At 64.2% G+C, this 18,494-nt stretch carries 16 protein-coding genes; 14 read left to right on the forward strand and 2 right to left on the reverse strand.

What is annotated here, in order from left to right; all coding sequences use genetic code 11:
* Positions 1-56: 56 nt before the first annotated feature.
* Positions 57-1,154 carry a Gfo/Idh/MocA family protein gene (locus C438_RS06590; protein ID WP_049917801.1) on the forward strand — a complete coding sequence of 366 codons (1,098 nt, stop codon included), beginning with the start codon at positions 57-59 and terminating at the stop codon, positions 1,152-1,154.
* A gap of 544 nt (positions 1,155-1,698) precedes the next feature.
* Here C438_RS06590 and C438_RS06595 read toward each other — a convergent pair.
* Positions 1,699-2,001 (reverse strand): L-rhamnose mutarotase, encoded by a 303-nt coding sequence (locus C438_RS06595; protein ID WP_004968556.1) that lies wholly within the window; start codon positions 1,999-2,001, stop codon positions 1,699-1,701.
* 79 nt (positions 2,002-2,080) lie between these two features.
* Between C438_RS06595 and rhcC the strand changes: the two genes are divergently transcribed.
* The 13 genes from rhcC to C438_RS06660 all read left to right on the forward strand — a co-directional run bounded on the left by rhcC (position 2,081) and on the right by C438_RS06660 (position 17,489).
* A complete protein-coding gene (rhcC, locus tag C438_RS06600; RefSeq protein ID WP_004968557.1) occupies positions 2,081-2,950 on the forward strand; it encodes an L-rhamnono-1,4-lactonase in 870 nt (289 codons plus the stop codon).
* 214 nt (positions 2,951-3,164) lie between these two features.
* The gene (locus C438_RS06605) at positions 3,165-4,541 is read left to right on the forward strand and encodes an ABC transporter substrate-binding protein (RefSeq protein ID WP_004968558.1); all 1,377 of its coding nucleotides are present in this window, start codon (positions 3,165-3,167) and stop codon (positions 4,539-4,541) included.
* A 58-nt stretch (positions 4,542-4,599) separates the two neighbouring features.
* Positions 4,600-5,526 carry a carbohydrate ABC transporter permease gene (locus C438_RS06610; protein WP_004968559.1) on the forward strand — a complete coding sequence of 309 codons (927 nt, stop codon included), beginning with the start codon at positions 4,600-4,602 and terminating at the stop codon, positions 5,524-5,526.
* Positions 5,526-6,491, forward strand: coding sequence for a carbohydrate ABC transporter permease (locus tag C438_RS06615; RefSeq protein ID WP_004968560.1), 966 nt, complete (start codon positions 5,526-5,528; stop codon positions 6,489-6,491). The genes C438_RS06610 and C438_RS06615 overlap by 1 nt, the downstream gene beginning before the upstream one ends.
* 95 nt (positions 6,492-6,586) lie before the next feature.
* On the forward strand, positions 6,587-7,768 hold the full coding sequence (locus C438_RS06620) for an ABC transporter ATP-binding protein (RefSeq protein WP_004968561.1): 1,182 nt from the start codon (positions 6,587-6,589) through the stop codon (positions 7,766-7,768).
* A gap of 168 nt (positions 7,769-7,936) precedes the next feature.
* Positions 7,937-8,971: a 2-keto-3-deoxy-L-rhamnonate dehydrogenase gene (rhcE, locus tag C438_RS06625; protein WP_004968562.1), complete on the forward strand. Its 1,035-nt coding sequence runs from the start codon at positions 7,937-7,939 to the stop codon at positions 8,969-8,971.
* An 87-nt stretch (positions 8,972-9,058) separates the two neighbouring features.
* Positions 9,059-10,264, forward strand: a complete 1,206-nt coding sequence (gene rhcD / locus C438_RS06630) for an L-rhamnonate dehydratase (protein ID WP_004968563.1) — start codon at positions 9,059-9,061, stop codon at positions 10,262-10,264.
* A gap of 2 nt (positions 10,265-10,266) precedes the next feature.
* Positions 10,267-11,295 (forward strand): TIGR03560 family F420-dependent LLM class oxidoreductase, encoded by a 1,029-nt coding sequence (locus C438_RS06635; RefSeq protein WP_004968564.1) that lies wholly within the window; start codon positions 10,267-10,269, stop codon positions 11,293-11,295.
* A 229-nt stretch (positions 11,296-11,524) separates the two neighbouring features.
* A complete protein-coding gene (locus C438_RS06640; RefSeq protein WP_004968565.1) occupies positions 11,525-12,283 on the forward strand; it encodes an IclR family transcriptional regulator in 759 nt (252 codons plus the stop codon).
* A gap of 84 nt (positions 12,284-12,367) precedes the next feature.
* Positions 12,368-13,219 carry a 2,4-diketo-3-deoxy-L-rhamnonate hydrolase gene (rhcF, locus tag C438_RS06645; protein WP_004968567.1) on the forward strand — a complete coding sequence of 284 codons (852 nt, stop codon included), beginning with the start codon at positions 12,368-12,370 and terminating at the stop codon, positions 13,217-13,219.
* 51 nt (positions 13,220-13,270) lie between these two features.
* Complete coding sequence (gene rhcB / locus C438_RS06650; protein WP_004968568.1) at positions 13,271-14,068, forward strand: L-rhamnose 1-dehydrogenase; 798 nt, start codon at positions 13,271-13,273, stop codon at positions 14,066-14,068.
* 768 nt (positions 14,069-14,836) lie between these two features.
* Complete coding sequence (rdfA, locus tag C438_RS06655) at positions 14,837-15,460, forward strand: rod-determining factor RdfA (protein WP_004968569.1); 624 nt, start codon at positions 14,837-14,839, stop codon at positions 15,458-15,460.
* Between the two features lie 79 nt (positions 15,461-15,539).
* Positions 15,540-17,489: an archaea-specific SMC-related protein gene (locus C438_RS06660; protein ID WP_049917803.1), complete on the forward strand. Its 1,950-nt coding sequence runs from the start codon at positions 15,540-15,542 to the stop codon at positions 17,487-17,489.
* Positions 17,490-17,629: 140 nt separating this feature from the next.
* Here C438_RS06660 and C438_RS06665 read toward each other — a convergent pair whose 3' ends face one another.
* Positions 17,630-18,394 carry an IclR family transcriptional regulator gene (locus C438_RS06665; RefSeq protein ID WP_004968571.1) on the reverse strand — a complete coding sequence of 255 codons (765 nt, stop codon included), beginning with the start codon at positions 18,392-18,394 and terminating at the stop codon, positions 17,630-17,632.
* Between the last annotated feature and the right edge of the window lie 100 nt (positions 18,395-18,494).

Consider the following 18,494-nt stretch of genomic DNA (forward strand, 5'->3'; position numbering starts at 1 on the left):
CACAGTTATGCGCCCCGGCGCACATTGACGAACGAACTCGGGCGACAGGAGACACTATGACTTACCACGCAGGCATCATCGGCACGGGCGGAATCGCAGGGATGGGCATCCTCGGCATGCACGACGAGGACGCCATCGGCAGAGAGAAAATCGACGCGAGCCACGCGGGCGGCTACGCCGCGACCGACGACATCGAACTCGTCGCCGTCGCCGACGTGGACGAGTCGAAACTGGACACCTTCGGCGAGGCGTGGGACATCCCCGCGGACCGCCGCTACGTCGGCCACGAGGCGATGCTCGAAGCCGAGGACCTCGACGCGGTGTCAGTCTGCACCCCGTCGTTCCTCCACCGCGACCACGTCGTCGACGCCGCGCGCTCCGCGGCCGACCCCTCGGTCGTCTGGTGCGAGAAACCCATCGCGTCCTCCGTCAGCGACGCCGAGGAGATGGTCGAAGTCTGCGACGAGACCGACACGGAACTCGTCGTCAACCACTCCTTTCGGTTCACGGACAAGCTTCGCCGACTCCGCGACCTCGTCCGCGAGGAGGGTATCCTCGGCGACGTGAAGTCCGTGAGCGCGCAGTACCGCATGGAACTCATGCGGAACTCCACGCACGTCCTCGACACGCTCGTTTACCTCCTCGACGCGCGGGCCTCGCGGGTGAGCGGTCACATCACCGGCGAGAACGAGGCGCTCGACGCGCTGGACGCCACGGGTTCGGTCGACGACGCCGGCGGCGGCGGGCACGTCGTCATGGACGACGGCACGTTCGTCACCGTGGACTGCACGATTCCGCGCGAGGTCTCGTCGATGACGCTGAGCTTCATCGGAACCGAGGGCAAACTCTACATGAACAACGACGACGGCGAGTGGCGCTACTGGTCGCTCGAAGACGGCGAGCACGTCGAGCGACCGCTCCCGGGTATCGAGGGCGCGTGGACGTGGGAGGACGACTACAAGGGGTCGTTCGCCAACGCGGCGGCCCACGTGCAGGACCTCCTCGACGGCGACGCCGAAAACTACTCGCCCGGCGTCGCGGCGACGCGCTCGCTCGAAATCATCGTCGGGTTCTACCTCTCGCACTACACCGACTCGACGGTCGACGTTCCGCTTCCGGGGCCGCTCCGCGAGGTGCCCATCACGTCGTGGTGAGTGCGGTCGGGTGATTAGCCGCTCACTCCGGAACGGTGTCCGGCATCACCGGACGCGAATCCGCGGTCGGAACTCTTCGGAGATACCGCGAATATCCGCGATAGATGCGGCGTCAGTACGGAAACGCGCCGTTTCGTGACACGCGACCACGGTGGTCGGTGTCGCCATCGATTCGAGACTGACCGCGAACTGTCTCTCAGAAGTCGACTGACCGGAGTTAGCTCTGAATTACAGTTCTATGAGCGTAATCTTTCGGGCGTATGGCCCGCCTCGAGGACGGAAACGTGCAATTATCGCCGTCGACCTCACCTCGACGGACGACCACCGCTGGTCGATTCAGTCCCGAATAAATTTCCGACACCACCGGATAGGTATCCGGTAAGACCGGACTCACAGAGACTTCCGAGAATCGTCCCGATATACGGGCTGATGCGGTCGAAAACGAGAGTCTATGGGGATTTATTCGATGGTGGTGGTGTTGATAAATTCGGTCGGCACGGCGTTTCGTCCGCCATGCCCGGACGTTTCTCGGGGGTTTCGACTGTCAGACCATCCGATAGACTTCGTCCATCCAACTGTCGTCGGTTTCGACGGTGATGCCGCTCATCTCCTCGGCCCAGTCGGCCTGCGCCTCGCTGTTGTCCATCACGTCTTGGATGGCCTCGGGGTCGTCGACTTCCATGAAGCCGAAGACGTGGCCGTCTTTCTCGAAGACGCTGTAGGTCTGCAGGCCGGCGTCGGAGTCCAAGTAGGCCGATTCGAGCGCCTCGGGGACGTTCTCGTGTTTCGTTCGGTACTCCTCTCGCTTGCCGTCTTCTATCTCTAAGTGGAACGCGATTCGCGCCATGCGGCCTCCGATTCGGCGGCACCCGTCTTAGCTTTTCGGCGGGTAAGATTTAGTACGGGGACGGCCGTCGTCGATTGTAATGATAGACGCCCACACCCACGCGTGGGGTGCCGCGAGCCCGGAACACCCGTGGACCAACGGCCCCATCTTGGACCTCGTGGACAGCTTCGACGTACACACCGTCTACACCGCCGAGCGCCTGCTCGCCGACATGGACCGAAACGGCGTGGACGAGGCCGTCGTCGTGGGCTATCCCATCTGCGACTGGACGGACAACTGGTACACCCGCCGGGCCGCCGGCGAGTACGACCGACTCCACGGCATCGTGATGCTCGACCCCTTCGCCGACGACGCGGTCGAGCGTCTCGACCGCTGTATGGAGACCGACGGCGTCCTCGGCTTCCGCCTCGGCGCGGCCTGCCCGTACGACCGCATGTGGGAGACGTTCGACCCGAGCGTGACGTGGCTCCGAGAGAGCGTCGAGGAGACCGCGTTCTGGGAGGCCGCGGTCGACCACGACGCGACCGTCCAGATTCTCTGCGACCACGGCCAGCTCGACCAGGCGCTCGAACTCGTCGAGGCGTATCCCGAACTCACCTACCTGTTCGACCACTTCGCCCACGCCGGCCCCGAAACCCCCACCGACGAGGGGACGTTCGGTCGGTTCGCCGACCTCGCGGAACACGACTCGGTCGCGGTGAAGGTCTCGGAAATCGTCCACATGTCCGACTCGGCGTTCCCCTACGCCGACATGCACGACCACGTCCGGTGGCTCCTCGACACCTTCGGTCGCGAGCGGGTCGTCTGGGGCTCCGACTACCCGAACGTCAGCGACGTCGCCAGCTACGCGGAGGCGTGCAACTGGCTCAAACAGGTCGACTCGCTGTCGGCGGCCGACCGGTCGTGGCTGACCGGGAAGTCGTTCCGCCGGCACGTCGACCTCGGGTGAGCGTAACCGGTCGTCATCGCGTGCCTCGCTCGCACCGTCGTCGATCCGGTGGCTGAACTCTCCATCTCCGAATGACACCGGTATATTTATTATAATGAACTATAGTGGTTTGTAATAGCACATCATGACTGATAGTGGTTCACAGAACCGGCTCAGTAGGCGGCGGTACGTGACCGGACTCGGAGCAGGTCTCACAGCGGCACTAGCGGGTTGTATGGGTGGCGGGAACGGCGGCGGCAGTGGTTCCGATGGCGGTTCCGACGGGGGAGGCTCCGGCGGCGGTGGCGGCGACTCCGGGTCGCAGTCCCTCGACTTCTGGCTGTTCGGCGGCATCCCCGCCGAACGAGAGTACATCAGTAACCACTACAGCAGTTACAGCGACCACGACGTCACCTACCAGCACCAAGAGTGGGGGCAGAAGTACCAGATTATCGCGTCCGCGGCGGCGAACAACAACCTCCCGGACGTGATGGCCGGCCAGACCCAGCAGATTCCGGACTACGTCGGCGCGAGCGCCATCCAACCGCTCGACCAAGAGCAGTTCGCCGACCAGTTAGAGGAGATAAACAGCCGGTTCATCCAGGCGAACGTCGACACGCAGATTTACGACAGCCTCGGCGACACCGAAGGAGAGCGGCAGTGGGGGCTTCCCGGCGGCTACGCCGACCTCGGTCCGTTCGTGGACATCCGAACCGACTACCTCGAACAGACGAGCTTCGACAGCCCGCCGCGCAACTGGGAGGAACTTATCCAACTCGGCGAGGAGATGCAGGAGCTCGACGAGGTGTCGGCGGCGATTACCGCGCCGGGGACCGACTTCGGCCTGACGACCGGCTACTTCATCGGCTTCGTCTACGCCAACGGCGGTCGGTACTTCGACCCCGAGACGCTGGAGGCGACGGTCGACCAACCCGGCTTCGTCGACGCCGTCAGGCTCTATCAGGACATCGCCGAGGCCGGCCTGTTCCCCGACTCGATGGCCGAGAACGACCACATCGGCGCGGGACGGCTCCTCCGCGAGGGCGAGTCCGGCATCTTCATCACGTACTCCCACGCGAACGCGGTCTACCAGACGACCGGCGCGCCGCAGGCGTGGCTCGACGGCGAGGGCCACACCGTCACCCGCGCGCCGCTTCCGGACAGCCCGTCGGGGAGCTTCGAACCCCGCGACCTGCTCCTGCAGAACGCGCAGGGCTTCATGCTCGGCAACGGCACCGACTCGGAGGCCGAACTGCAGGCCGCCTTCGACTTCACCGAGTGGTGGAACTCCGAAGAACAGCTCGCGCCGTGGACCTACGACGCCGAGAACGACGTGGGCATCCGCGGGCGCGTCCCGACGCTCGAAAGCGCCTTCGAGGACCCGAGCGACCTCTTCCGGAGCCAGTTCGGCGACCTCGTGACGCTGTACGAGAACGACGACCTGTTCACGCGCACCTCGCGGTTCCCGTCGTTCTCGGGCATCGCGTCGGTCCAGAGCATCATCAACACCGAGGTCATCCAGCCGGTCGTCCTCGGCAACGCGACGGCCGAGGAGGCCTGTAGCACCGCCAACGAATCGGTTCAGGAAGTCATCGACGAGGAGTTGGCCTGACGATGCGACTCGGACCGTCGCTCGAACGACCACGGGCCCGCGGTGGTGAGCCGAGGCCATGAGTTACTCGAAGCAGGCGAGAGGCTCGTTCGAGAGCGTCTCCGAGCGGATTCCCGAGGGTGTCAAGGTGTACCTCCCGATTCTGCCGGTGACGGCGCTCGTCGGGCTGTTCATCCTCTACCCCATCGCGCAGGCGATCTATTCGAGCTTCTTCAACAAGGACCTGCTCGCGCCCAGCGAGGCCGAGTTTATCGGACTGGCGAACTACGCCGAAATCTGGTCGAATCCGACTATCCATCAGGTGCTGTGGAACACGCTCATCTGGGTCGTCGTCGGCAGTTCCGCCGCCATCGTCCTCGGCTTCCTGATGGGCTGGCTCCTCCACGAGAAACTGCCGTACACGAGCGTCGCGAGCGCAATCGTGCTCATCCCGTGGGTCCTCCCGCGGGTCGTCGGCGCGTCCATCTGGCAGTTCATGTTCGGCGGGTCGCAGGGCATCATCAACGAACTGCTCGTCCAGCTCGGCGTCATCGACGAGTACATCGTCATGCTCGGCTCGACGGAGCTCTCGCTGTGGCCGCCCATCATCGGGATGATTTGGCGGCTCGCACCGCTTTTCGCGCTGTTGACGCTCACGTCCCTGCAGGGCATCGACGAGCATCTCTACGAGGCCGCGCGCATGGACGGCGCGACGCCGTGGGAGCAGTTCCGCTTCATCACCATCCCGATGATGCGGTACAACCTCGCCATCGGGTTCCTCCTGATGCTCATCTACAACATCAGGAACTTCTCGATGATTTGGGTGATGACGAAGGGCGGCCCCGGCGTCTCCAGTAGCACGCTCCCGGTCATGATCTACCGGACGGCGTTCGTCGATTTCGACGTGGGGCTGGCGTCGGCGCTCTCGCTCATCCTGTTCATCGTCCTGCTCGTGTTCTCGTACTACTACATACAGGTGTACGACCAAGTGCGGGGTGACGTCTGATGGCGGCGCAAGACCCCGACCCGACCGCCGAGTTCCGGCGGAACGAGTCGTGGCTGTTCGACACCACGGCGGGCGCGTACGTCCGCAAGACGGCGGTCGCGCTCCTGACGCTCGTCGTCTTCGCGTTCGTCCTCTTCCCGCTGTACTGGATGGTCGTGACGGCGTTCAAGACCACCGCGGAGATTCAGCAGATTCCGCCGACGGTGTTCCCGAACGATTTCTCGTTGGAGGGCTTCCGGCTCGTCGTCGAGTCGTCGATTCAGGCGGGCGGCTACACCTCGCTGTTCGCTAACCTGTTCGGCTGGCAGGCGTCGTCGGCCATCGACATCGACATCCTGTCGCTCGTGCTGAACAGCCTGAAAGTCGCCATCGGCGCGGGCGCAATCGCGCTCGTCTTCGGGACGGCCGCGTCGTACGTGCTCTCGCGCCGCGACTTCGCCGGGAAGAACGCGCTCATGAGCATCTTCCTCGCGTCGCTGATGTTCCCCGGGACCGCCATCATGGTCCCCGAGTGGGAACTCGTCTCGGCGCTCGGCCTGTTCAACACGCACCTCGTGTTGATTTTCATCTACGGCGCGATGACCGCGCCGTTCGTCGTCTGGCTGATGAAGGGCTTCTTCGACGACTTCCCGGACTCGATTATCGAGGCCTCCCGAATCGACCAGTGTAGCTCGATAGAGACGTTCTGGTACGTCATCGTCCCGATGGCGCGGAACTCGCTCATCGCGTCGTTCATCTTCGCGTTCCTCCTCGCGTGGAACGAGCTGGTGTTCGCGCTGACGCTCCTCGACAACTCGCGGTACACGGTTCCGCCGGGACTCCTGACGTTCGTGCAGGGGTTCAACACCCAGTGGAACGTCGTCGCCGCGGCCTCCATCATCATCTCGCTTCCCGTCCTGCTCGGACTGGCCTACATCCAGCGCTACTTCGTGCAGGGGCTCACCGGCGGCGCGATTAAGGGATAACACCCTTCGCCCGCCGTCTCTCGGTGCCGCACGTCGCGGTCAATTTTCGTCGTCAGTCGCTAGGTTTAAGGGGTGTTCTACGGTAATGTTTTACAATGACACACCTAACAGTAGACGGTGTCACGAAGATTTTCGGCGACCCCGACAAGGACGGTGTCGTCGCAGTCGACGACCTCGACATCGACGTCGAAGACGGGGAGTTTCTCGTTTTGCTCGGCCCGAGCGGGTGCGGGAAGACGACGACGCTCCGGATGATCGGCGGACTGGAGACGCCGACCTCCGGTGAAATTCGCTTCGACGACGTCGTCGTCAACGACATCAAAGCCCGAAACCGCGACGTGGCGATGGTGTTCCAGGACTTCGCGCTCTACCCGCATATGACCGTCCGGGAGAACCTCGGGTTCGGCCTCAAGCGGGAGGACAACGGCATGTCGACGGCGGACGTCAACGAGCGGGTCGAGGAGGTGGCGACGATGCTCGAAATCGAACAGCTCCTGAACAACAAGCCCGCACAGCTCTCGGGCGGACAGAAACAGCGCGTCGCGCTCGGCCGGGCTATCATCCGCGAGCCGCGGCTGTTCCTGTTCGACGAGCCGCTTGCGAACCTCGACGCGAAGCTCCGCAAGACGATGCGGACCGAAATCGACGAACTGCAGTCCGAGGTCGGCATCACCTCCGCGTACGTCACCCACAACCAGGAGGAGGCGATGACCATCGCCGACAAAATCGCCGTCCTCAACGACGGCGCGCTCCAGCAACTGGGTCGCCCGGAGGAGGTGTTCAACGAGCCCGCGAACCTCTTCGTCGCGCAGTTCGTCGGCAGTCCGGACATGAACATCTACGACGGCGTCGTCGAGGAGGCCGCCGACGGCGTTCGCGTCGAACTCGACGGCGTGAGCTTCGAACTGCCGAGCGATGCCCTCGACTCGGAGGTCCCGCCCGGCGGCGTCAACGTCGGCTTCCGGCCGCAGGACTTCTACCAGACGGGCAAGCGGCGCGCCGACGGACTGACCTTCGACGTCGATATCCGCGTCATCGAGCCGGTCGGAACGAAAGCCATCGTTCACGGCGACGGCCCCATGGGCGACGTCACCGCCGAAATCGGCGAGTTCCACGGGCTGTCGGCCGGCGACACGCTGTCGCTTTCTATCGCGCCCGAACACGTCTACCTGTTCGACGCCGAGACGGAGGCACTGCGCAAGGGCCGGCGTATCGAGAACCGGGCGTCCGTCCAATCGCAGTCCCAGTCGTCGGAGTCGGACGGCGTCGAAATATAACTCGGCGCGACTGTCGCCCATCGAACGTCAGCGGGCGTGGTGTCTCGCGCCACCCAGAGCCGCGGCTTCAGCCGCGCTACCGCCGAAATTCCCCGCCCGCACCCAAACATATTAATCGGTGTACCCTCATGATGTGAATGAGACGAACTCACACGGTTATTCGCAACTATGAAAGCCATCATTCAGACCGGGCCGCGCTCGGTAGAGACACAAGAGCGGGAGGTACCCACTCCCGACGCAGACGAACTGCTCATCAAGGTCCACTCCGCGGGACTCTGCGGCAGTGACGCCCACGCCTACAAGTACGACGGCGGCTACGAGTGGATTCCCATCCCCCGTATCATGGGCCACGAGTACTCGGGGACGGTCGCGGAGGTCGGCGAGAGCGTCGAGACGTTCGAGGTCGGCGACAAGGTCATCGAGGAACCGATTCACGACTGCGGTCACTGCTTCCAGTGCAAGAACGGCCAGCCGAACGTCTGCCAGAACTTCTCCATCACGGGTATGCACCGCGACGGCGCGTACACCGAGTACGTCACCGTCACCCCCGAACACGTCCACGCGGTCCCCGAGGACGTGCCCCTCCGACACGCCGCCATCACCGAGCCGACGAGCATCGCCACGCGCGCGGTCCTCGACCAGTCGGTGACGACGCCGGGCGACAACGTCCTCGTCGAGGGGCCGGGTCCGATCGGCGTCCTCGTCGCCGCCGTCGCCGACTCCCTCGGCGCGAACGTCGTCGTCTCCGGGCTCGGTCAGGACGCGTCGTATCGCCTCCCACTCCTCGAAGACCTCGGCATCGACACGGTGAACCTCGAAGAAGAAGGCGGTCTCGACGAGCGGGTGGAGTCGCAGACCGACGGCATCGGCTTCGACGTGGTCTTCGACGCGACGGGCCACCGAAGCGGCGTCGTCTCCGGGAACGACGTCGTCCGCAAGGGCGGCCAAATCGTCGTCGTCGGCATCCCGAACTCGCCGAGCGAACTCAGCCTCACCTCGACCGTTCGCGGTGAAGTCGACATCAACACCTCCTACGGCTCGACGTGGACCAACTTCGAGCAGGCGCTTCGGCTCATGGAGCGCGGCGAAATCGCGGTCGACAAGATTCTCGACACCTCCTACAGCGTCGACGAACCGGCCGAGGCGTTCGAGGCGTTCCTCAACTCCGAGACCTGCAAGCCGGTCTTCCAGTTCGACGGCTGAACGACTCCGCTTTCCGGCCGCGAACCGCTCGACGACAGAAACTATTTTACCCGTGCCGATTGGATGTGAGGTCGTACCAAACAAATCATGGAGATTACAGACATCTCAGCGACGAAAATCAGCAACGAATCGTGGGGCGAGTTCATCGAGTTCCCGCTCGTCACCATCATGTCGAAGTACGACGAGTACCGCAACGTCGACGGTGAGAACCCGCAGGCCCGCCGCAAGTGGATGGGTCCCGTGGGTGACGTGGTGGTCGAAGTCGAGACGGACGCGGGCATCACCGGCGTCGGCGTCGGCAACTGGGGTTCCGGGGCCATCGCCACCGTCGTCGAGGAGACGCTCTCGAAAATCGTCGTCGGTGAAGATCCGACACAGCGCGAGCTTCTCTGGGAGCAGATGTACCGCGCGACGCTCCCGTTCGGCCGGAAGGGCGTCGCCATCATGGCCATCAGCGCGGTCGACCAGGCGCTGTGGGACATCGCCGGGAAGGAAGCCGGCAAGCCGGTGTACGAACTGCTCGGCGGCCCCACCAAAGACGAGATTCCCGCCTACGCGTCGAACCTCCACCCCGTCGACATGGAGAAGCTCGAACGCGAGGCCATCCAGTACGTCGAGGAGGGCTTCGACGCGATGAAGCTCCGCTTCCTCCACGGTCCCGAGGACGGCCGCGCGGGCATGAAGAAAAACGAGGAAATCGTCGCGACGGTCCGCGATGCCGTCGGCGACGACATCGAAATCGCGGGCGACGCCTACATGGGCTGGTCGGTCAAGTACGCGAAGGAGATGACCCAACGGCTCGGCAAGTACGACATGGCGTGGGTCGAGGAGCCGGTCATCGCCGACGACATCTCCGGCTACGCCGAGGTCCGCGAGGCCGCGCCGATGCCGATTTCGGGCGGCGAACACGAGTTCACCCGCTGGGGCCACGAGGACCTCCTCGAAGAGGGCGCGGTCGACATCCTCCAGCCCGACGTGGGCCGCGTCGGCGGTATCACGGAGCTCCAGAAGGTCGCCGACATGGCCGAGGTCCACGACGTGCCCGTCATCCCGCACGCCGGCACGAACCCGACGCTCCACGCCATCGCCGGGCACACGAACATGCCGATGGCGGAGTACTTCCCGACCCCCGAGTGGTTCGAGGAGCGCCAGGAGAAACGCGAGTCCACCTACGCCGACGCCATCTTCCAGAACCCGCCGTCGCCCGAGAACGGGTCGATTCCGCTCCCCGACGAGCCCGGCGTCAGCACCCAACTGAACCGCGAGGCGCTCGAACACTTCGCCATCGAGTAACGATGTCTGACATCAGCTTCGAGTACAACGTCCCCGTCTTCGCCGGCGCGCCCGACGAGGGGACCGAGCCGACGCACCGCGACACCCCGGCGTACGAGTCGCTCGACTGGGAGGCGACCAAGATGGGCGTCCAGAAGGCGGAGGAACTCGGCTTCGACGCGGTGTGGGCACCCGACCACCTGCTTTTGGGCCGCGACCACGCCGAGTACGAGTGCTGGACGCTGTTGTCGGCCATCGCCGGCTTCACCGAGGACATCAACCTCGGCTCGCTCGTCCTCTGTAACGACTACCGCAACCCGGCGCTCGTCGCCAAGATGGCGGCCACGCTCGACGTGATTTCCGACGGTCGACTCGAACTCGGCCTCGGCGCGGGCTGGCACGAGCCGGAGTACGACGCCTACGGCTGGGAGTACCGCGACGGCTTCGAGCGCCTGATGCGCCTCGACGAGTCCATCCGCCTGATGAAGCGCATGTGGGCCGCCGGCACGGACGGCGCGAGCTTCGACGGGAAGCACTACCAAATCGAGGACGCCTACTGCGTTCCCGGTCCCGTGCAGGACCCGCACCCGCCGATTCTCGTCGGCGGGCAGGGCGAGGAGGTCACGCTCAAACTCGTCGCCAAGCACGCCGACGTGTGGAACACCGACGTGTTCAACGGCGACGTGGAGACGCTCGAACACAAAATCGACGTCATCGAAGACCACTGCGAGACCGTCGGCCGCGACCCCGACGAAATCGAGTACTCGTGGGACGGCCACGTCATCTGTACCCGCGACGAGGGGAAGTTCGACCGCCTGCTCGACCTGATGACGCCCATCCAGTTCGAAGAAGAGTATCAGGACCAAGCGCCCATCGTGACGGAGGAAGACGCCCGCGAGTACTTCATCATGGGGACGCCCGAGGAGTGCGCGGAGGCCATCGAGCGCCGCATCGACGCGGGCGTGACGAAGTTCCAAGGCTGGTTCATCGACTTCCCCGATACCGACGGGATGGAACTGTTCGCGGACGAAGTCATCCCGCAGTTCAACTGAGGCGTCCCGCGAGTCGAGCGCGCCGCGCTCGGTTCGCGCTCGCACTCGCGCTCTCGTTTTCGTTTCCGTCTTGGTTTCGCCGTTTCTGTCATTCGTCTATTCGAGCCCTCGCGGGGACCGAACCGTCCAGATTCTCCCACACGTGGGGGTTCCGACTCGACGCACGACCCACGGAACATTTCCGGCGATAGCGGAAAGACATTTGAGGGATGAGGATTCATAACCAACTATGGCGAAGGACGTTCCGGTCAACGCGGTCAAAATCTCGCTCGAACTCGTCGACCTCCTGCGGGAACTCGACGGGGCGGGCGTCTCGGAGGTAGCCAAGCGGCTGGACAAGCCGACCAGCACGATTCACGACCACCTGCGGACGCTGGAGAAACAGGAGTACCTCGTCAAGGAGGGCGACACCTACTACGTCAGCACGCGGTTCCTCCAGTTGGGCGCTCACGCGCGGTCGCGACAGAAGGTGTTCAACATCGCTCGCCCCGAGATAAACGAACTCGCGCAGGTGACCGGGGAGCACGCGAACCTGATGATAGAGGAACACGGCGTCGGCGTCTTTCTGTACCGTTCGCGGGGCCCCGACGCCGTCCGCCTGGATACCCACGCTGGGATGCGCGTCCCGTTGCAGACGACGGCGCTCGGGAAGTCCATCATGGCGAACCGGCCGCGGGAGGAAGTCGAGCGAATCCTCGACCGCCACGGCTTGGAGTCGGTGACCGACCGCTCTATCACGGACCGCGAGGAGCTGTTCGACGTGTTGGAGCAGGTCCGCGAGCGCGGCTACTCGTACGACGACGAAGAGCGCGTCAAGGGCATGCGCTGTGTGGCCGCGCCGATACTCAACGAGGACGACTACGCCATCGCCGCCGTCAGCGTCTCGGGACCGAAAAGCCGGATGCGCGAGGAGCGCTTCACCGAGGAACTGCCGAACCAGATTCTCAAGAGCGCGAACGTCATCGAGGTGAACCTGACGTACTCGTAGTCGACGGGCCGCGGACTCATCCCCGTCGTCGCAATCCTGCGTAGAGCGCAACAGTTACGTATCACGCTGTGGCAGAGTGTAACGATGCAACTCGTTCGATACACCGCGGGCGGTGCCCCCGAGTGGGGCGTCCGCCGCGACGACGACGTCGTCCCGCTTTCCGGCCTCCGCGAGGACGTCACCGTCCAGAACCTCAACAGCCCCGGCTTCCTCACCGTGGTCGAGGACGCCGCGGACGCCGCCGAGGACCAGTCGGTCCCCGTCGAGGACGTGAAACTCCTCGCGCCCGTGCCGCGCCCCGGCAAAATCGTCTGCGTCGGACTCAACTACCACGACCACGCCGAAGAGCAGGACGAGGAAGTCCCCGAGCGCCCGCTCCTGTTCGGCAAGGCCGGCACGTCCGTCACGAACCCCGGCGACCCCATCGTCCACCCGGCGGCCATCGACGAGGTCGACTACGAGGTCGAACTCGGCGTCGTCATCGGGCAGACGGCAAAGAACGTGGACGCCGAGGACGCCTTCGACTACGTCGCGGGCTACACCGCCATCAACGACGTGAGCGGCCGCGACGCGCAGTTCGACGACGGGCAGTTCTTCCGCGGCAAGAGCTACGACACGTTCGCCCCGATGGGGCCGACGTTCGTCCCCGAGGACGACCTCGACCCGCACGACCTCGACGTCGCCTGCCGCGTCAACGGCGAGACGAAACAGGAGTCCAACACCGCCGAGTTCATCTTCGGCGTCGACGAGGTCGTCGAGTACATCAGCGGCATCACGACGCTCCGACCGGGCGACGTCATCTCCACCGGCACGCCCGGCGGCGTCGGCATCTTCCGCGACCCGCCGGAACTGCTCGAACCAGGTGACAGCGTCGACGTGGAAATCGAGGGTATCGGCACGCTCACCAACCCCGTCGTCGCCGAGCGCGACGAGTAACCGGCCGCAGTACAACACACTTATTTATAGGATATCGCGGTACTACCGACTATGAGCACGCACACAGACACCCGACTGAGAGACAGGCATATCGTCGTCACCGGCGGCGCGCGCGGCATCGGCCGCGGCATCGCGGTTCGGTGCGCCCGCGCCGGTGCCGACGTATCGATTTTCGACACGAAACCCGAAGTGGCCGCCGAGACGGCCGACCTCGTCCGCGAGGAGGGCGGCGGGGCCGAGGTGTACGAGGTCGACGTGACCGACGCCGCGGGCGTCGAAACCGCCGTCGACGCCGCAATCGAGGCGCTCGGACCTATCCACGGCCTCGTGAACAACGCGGGCGTCCAGCAGGCAATCCCGCTCCTCGAAACGACCGAAGACGACTGGGACCTCCACTTCGAGGTGAACGCCAAGGGGACGTTCCTCGTCTCCAAGGCCGTCGCCGCCCGGATGGTCGACGGTGACATCGGGGGGAGCATCGTCAACATCTCGTCGGTCGGCGCGGAGCGACCGTTCGCCGGACAGGGCGCGTACGGCGCGTCCAAGGCGGCCGTCCTCGCCTTCACGACCGTGCTGGCGAAGGAACTGAGCGACCACGGCATCACCGTCAACGCGCTCAAACCGGGCACCGTCGAGACGCCGATGGTCGAGGAATGGCTCGACGAACACGCCGAGCAGTCCGGCAAGTCCCCGGACGAAATCCTCGCGGAGACGCTCGACGTCCACATCCTCGACCGCATCGGTCAGCCCGAGGAAGTCGGCCACGTCGCAGTCCTGCTCCTCTCCGAGGAGGGCGACTGGATAACCGGCGAGTCCATCGCGGTCGACGGCGGCTACCTCAAACACTAGCGTTCGCCGCGACGGCTTCGAGAGCCGTCCGAAGCGCCCCGAACCGGTGCTTTCAATCGCTCATCTGTGGACCGCGCTCTCGGCCACAGTCACTCACTCGCTGTCCGGAATTGCCGGATATCGATTGTGTAGAACTCCGGTAGCCGGACGGACTGAAAGCGCCGTGTGACCGTCGCGGCGCACGCGACTGCCGCGGTGATGCGATGTCGGAGCGGCTCGGAGACGCCTACATCGCCTCGCACCAGCGCACTTGGTGGTCTGTCGTCGACTCCGCGACACGCACGAGTCGTTTCAGAGACTCAGTGGCGGGCTCGCGGCGTTGAACCCCAACTCTCGCCCGTTCGGCAATAATGGTCACAGTCAAAACATGGATACTGGTGTGTCGCACAGTAGCACATGGTCGGAGCAATCTGACCCATGCGCAATCAGCATCCCGTGCGACCAGCACGATAGCCATCAGTACGTCAGTCAAACTGTACGCGCGTAGCCTCCACGAGTACGCCTGCCAACGAGTACTCATGAACACGTGGCGCGCTACCGATTGAGCACAACGTCCCATTGATGCTCTATTTTTTCGACTGCTTCGCGGTGAGTTGTGACTGTCTAATCGTTTCGGAGTCCGCCCGTCAGCGCCCGCTCGGTTCTCGTTCGGGCTCTCTCCGTGTCTACCTCACCATCCGGCATCGTCGGATGACTCCCGGGCGCTCGGGCCGTCGACTCGGGCCCCGAACCTGAAGATATTTCACGCCACCGTGTGAAAAGCGGGTAATGGGTACCGACCAAAGCACGAACCGTCGCCTAAGCAAGGTCGAACGGGTTATCGAAACGTACGATTTAGACGGCTTCGGCGAGCGACTCGCCGAGCGGTGGACGGCTCCCGAGGACAGCGACAGCCTCCGGGACCTCGCGGACCTGATGAACGAGAAGGTGCTCGACGCCGCGCTCCGGGAGGCGGGCGAGGACGTCCTCGAAGGCGAGGTCGAGAACCTGTACACGCTTCTCACCGGCGACGAGACCACGGAGGGGATGCGCGTGCAGGCGAAGAACACGCTCCAGTCCCGCGGCGTCGACGTCGACCAACTGCTCTCGGATTTCGTCTCTCATCAGGCGGTCTACACCTATCTGACGGAGATTCGCGGCGTCTCGAAGGACTCCTCGTCCGGAAACAGAATCGACAACGTCATCGAGTCCATCCAGCGACTCCGCGGCCGACTGGTCGCGGTCATCGAACAGAGCCTGAGCTCGCTCCGCAACACGAGCAAACTCCGGCTCGGCGACTTCGACGTCCTCGTGGACACGCAGGTGTACTGCCGCGACTGCGGGACGCAGTACGAGGTCATCGAACTGCTCCAGCGCGGCGGGTGCGACTGCGACGAGAGCGCATCGAACTAGACGATTACATACTTAGTCCTGTCACATTCTCTCTAAGTCAACGGGTGATTTTATATTGGTGTACCTGTTGAGTCAAGGTATGAGCTCAGAACAAGTGTCAAAATCCAAAGTCCACCTTTCGGTCGAGAACATCGGTGGCATCGACAATCTGTCAACGTCGTTCGAGCCGGGCGTAACGGTGTTGGCGGGTCGCAACGCAACGAACCGAACGTCGCTCTTGCGGTCCATCATGGCCGCACACGGAAGCGACGACGTCGCGCTCAAGGGCGACGCCGACGAGGGGTCGGTGGAACTCACCATCGGCGACGAGACGTACACTCGGACGTTCGAGCGGCAGGGTGACGCCGTCATCTCCGGCGGAGAGCCCGTCCTCGACGACCCGGACCTCGCGGACCTCTTTTCGTTCCTGCTCGAGACGAACGACGCCCGACAGGCGGTCGCCCGCGGCGACGACCTCCGCGACCTCATCATGCGTCCGGTCGACGTCGAGTCCATCAACGAGCAGATCGAGTCGCTCCAACAGGAGAAACGCGACATCGCCGACGAGCTCTCGACGCTCAGCAACCTCTCTGACCGCCTGCCGCAACTCGAACGCCGGCGGACGAAGCTCGAAGGCCAAATCGAGGAGAAAGAAGACGAACTCGCGGAGAAAGAACAGGAGGTCGAGGAGTACGACGCCAGCGTCAGCGAGCGTCAGGAAGTCGAGAGCGAACTCGAATCGAAGCTCGGCGACCTCCGGAGCAAGCGCCGCGACATCAACGACGTCGACCGCCGCATCGAGACGGAGAAACAGAGCCTCGACGCGCTCGAATCCGAGGAAGACGAACTGGCGGACGACGCCGAGGACCTCCCGGAGGTCGCCGGCGGCAAAATCGACGAAATCGAGTCCGAAATCAGCCGGCTCCGGACGCGCCGGCAGGAGATTCAGTCGACCGTCAACGAGCTTCAGTCCGTGATTCAGTTCAACGAGGAGATGCTCTCGGGAACCTCCTCGGACGTCGTCGACGCGCTCCGTGACGCCGACGATTCCGGCGGGAGCGTTACAGACCAGCTCCTCGGCGACGACCAGGTCGTCTGCTGGACGTGCGGCTCCGAGGTCGACAAATCGGAAATCGAGGGGACGCTCGAACGTCTCCGGACGCTCCGCGAGGAGAAACTCGAAGCCAACCGCGAACACCGCGAACAGCTCTCCGAACTCGAAGACGAGAAGTCCACCTACGAGCGTCGCCAGCGCGAGCGCGACCGCATCGAGCGCCGCCTGTCGGAAATCGAAAGCGAGCGCGAGACGCGCCAAGAGCGCATCGAGGAGCTCAAATCCGAGCGCTCGGACCTCGAAGCCGAAATCGACTCGCTCGAACAGACCGTCGACGAACTCGAAAGCGAGGAACACGGCGACCTGCTCGACCTCCACCGCGAGGCGAACCAGCTCGAATACGACCTCGGACGCCTCCGCAGTGACCTCGAAGACGTCGAAGACGAAATCGACGACATCGAGCGCAAACTCGACGAGCGCGACGAACTCGAAGCGGCCCGCGAGGACATCGAAGACGAACTCGAAGAGCTTCGGACGCGCATCAAGCGCCTCGAATCCGAGGCCGTCGAGGAGTTCAACACGCACATGGACGACGTGCTCGACGTGCTCGAATACGACAACCTCGACCGCATCTGGATCGAGCGCACCGAAAAGCGGGTTCGGGAGGGCCGAAGGAAGGTCACGAAGTCCGTCTTCGACCTCCACGTTATCCGGACGAACGAAGACGGCGTGAGCTACGAGGACTCCGTGGCGCACCTCTCGGAGTCCGAGCGCGAGGTGACCGGCCTCGTGTTCGCGCTCGCGGGCTACCTCATCCACGACGTCTACGAGACGGTGCCGTTCATGGTCCTCGACTCGCTCGAAGCCATCGACTCGAACCGCATCTCGCGGCTCGTGGACTACTTCGCCGACTACGCCGACTACCTCGTCGTCGCCCTCCTCGAAGAGGACGCGCAGGCCGTCGACAGCGCGTACCCGCGCTACTCGCCGGCGTAACGTCGCAGACAGCGTCTGCTTTTCTCGTTTTTTCGCACCCGCGACGAACCGTGTCGCGACCAGCACGTCCCGTTTCGAGTTACACTATTAGGAGTGTCACGAGATGGGGGACTGACGGCGACAGCGACGGGGCGGCGCGTTCAGGAGAGCGCGATGCTCAGTTCGAGTTCCTCGGCGATGCCGAGGAGGACCTCGGTGAGGCGGTCGAACTGCTCGCCTTTCATCCGATTGGAGGGGCCGGCGACGCTCAGCGCGCCGAACACGTCGCCGTCCGGTCCCATGACGGGGGCTCCGACCGCGCGGACCCCGCTAATCTGCTCTTCGACGTTGAGCGCGTAGCCGCGCTCTCTGATTTCGGCGAGTTCGTCGAACAGCGCCTCCTCGTCGTGAATCGTCTGTTCCGTCTCCTTGGGGAGGCCGACCCGGTCGATGATTTCGCGGACCCGCGCTGTCGGCATGTGGGCGAGGATGGCCTTCCCGCTCGCCGTCGAGTGGAGGTAGACGCGCTTCCCCACGGTCGACTGCGTCCAGACGCCGTGTTTTCCGGGTGCGGTGTGGACGTACACGCCCCGTCCGTGCTCTTCGACGGTGAAAATCGAGCGCCGCTCCGACTCCTCGGAGAGGACGTTGGTGTAGTGTTCGGCCTTCCCGAATTTGCGTTTCCGCGTCCGAACGAAGTTCCCGAGACCGAGGAAGCGAAGCCCGAGATGGTAGGTATCGCCCTCTTTAACCACGTATTCCTGCGCTTCGAGAGTCGTCACGTGAGTGTGTGCGGTGCTCGGCGCGATGTCGAGTTCGCGGGCGATTTCGGTCACGCCCGCCCCGTCGCGTTCCCTGAGCAATTCGACGATTCTGAGGGTCGTGACCGTCGTTTTGAGCGAGCGGTCGTTCGCGGTTTCGGTCATTACCTGCGGGTCGTCACCATCGCACATAGTCGTTTCGCCTCTCCCGAATACCAGTTGTCAGATAGCGAATGCGGGCCACGCTGACGCCGAAACGAGTCGT

It is taken from the genome of Haloferax denitrificans ATCC 35960, from assembly GCF_000337795.1.
GTDB lineage: Archaea > Halobacteriota > Halobacteria > Halobacteriales > Haloferacaceae > Haloferax > Haloferax denitrificans.

Bases quoted from the DNA above. Each gene is read 5' to 3' on its own strand.
- rhcF (WP_004968567.1), top strand. From the start codon at position 12,368: ATGCAACTCGTTCGATACACCGCGGGCGGTGCCCCCGAGTGGGGCGTC.
- C438_RS06615 (WP_004968560.1), top strand. From the start codon at position 5,526: ATGGCGGCGCAAGACCCCGACCCGACCGCCGAGTTCCGGCGGAACGAG.
- C438_RS06640 (WP_004968565.1), top strand. From the start codon at position 11,525: ATGGCGAAGGACGTTCCGGTCAACGCGGTCAAAATCTCGCTCGAACTC.
- C438_RS06660 (WP_049917803.1), top strand. From the start codon at position 15,540: ATGAGCTCAGAACAAGTGTCAAAATCCAAAGTCCACCTTTCGGTCGAG.
- rhcD (WP_004968563.1), top strand. From the start codon at position 9,059: ATGGAGATTACAGACATCTCAGCGACGAAAATCAGCAACGAATCGTGG.
- C438_RS06590 (WP_049917801.1), top strand. From the start codon at position 57: ATGACTTACCACGCAGGCATCATCGGCACGGGCGGAATCGCAGGGATG.
- rhcE (WP_004968562.1), top strand. From the start codon at position 7,937: ATGAAAGCCATCATTCAGACCGGGCCGCGCTCGGTAGAGACACAAGAG.
- C438_RS06610 (WP_004968559.1), top strand. From the start codon at position 4,600: ATGAGTTACTCGAAGCAGGCGAGAGGCTCGTTCGAGAGCGTCTCCGAG.
- C438_RS06635 (WP_004968564.1), top strand. From the start codon at position 10,267: ATGTCTGACATCAGCTTCGAGTACAACGTCCCCGTCTTCGCCGGCGCG.
- rdfA (WP_004968569.1), top strand. From the start codon at position 14,837: ATGGGTACCGACCAAAGCACGAACCGTCGCCTAAGCAAGGTCGAACGG.
- rhcB (WP_004968568.1), top strand. From the start codon at position 13,271: ATGAGCACGCACACAGACACCCGACTGAGAGACAGGCATATCGTCGTC.
- C438_RS06595 (WP_004968556.1), bottom strand. From the start codon at position 2,001: ATGGCGCGAATCGCGTTCCACTTAGAGATAGAAGACGGCAAGCGAGAG.
- C438_RS06605 (WP_004968558.1), top strand. From the start codon at position 3,165: ATGGGTGGCGGGAACGGCGGCGGCAGTGGTTCCGATGGCGGTTCCGAC.
- C438_RS06665 (WP_004968571.1), bottom strand. From the start codon at position 18,394: ATGACCGAAACCGCGAACGACCGCTCGCTCAAAACGACGGTCACGACC.
- rhcC (WP_004968557.1), top strand. From the start codon at position 2,081: ATGATAGACGCCCACACCCACGCGTGGGGTGCCGCGAGCCCGGAACAC.
- C438_RS06620 (WP_004968561.1), top strand. From the start codon at position 6,587: ATGACACACCTAACAGTAGACGGTGTCACGAAGATTTTCGGCGACCCC.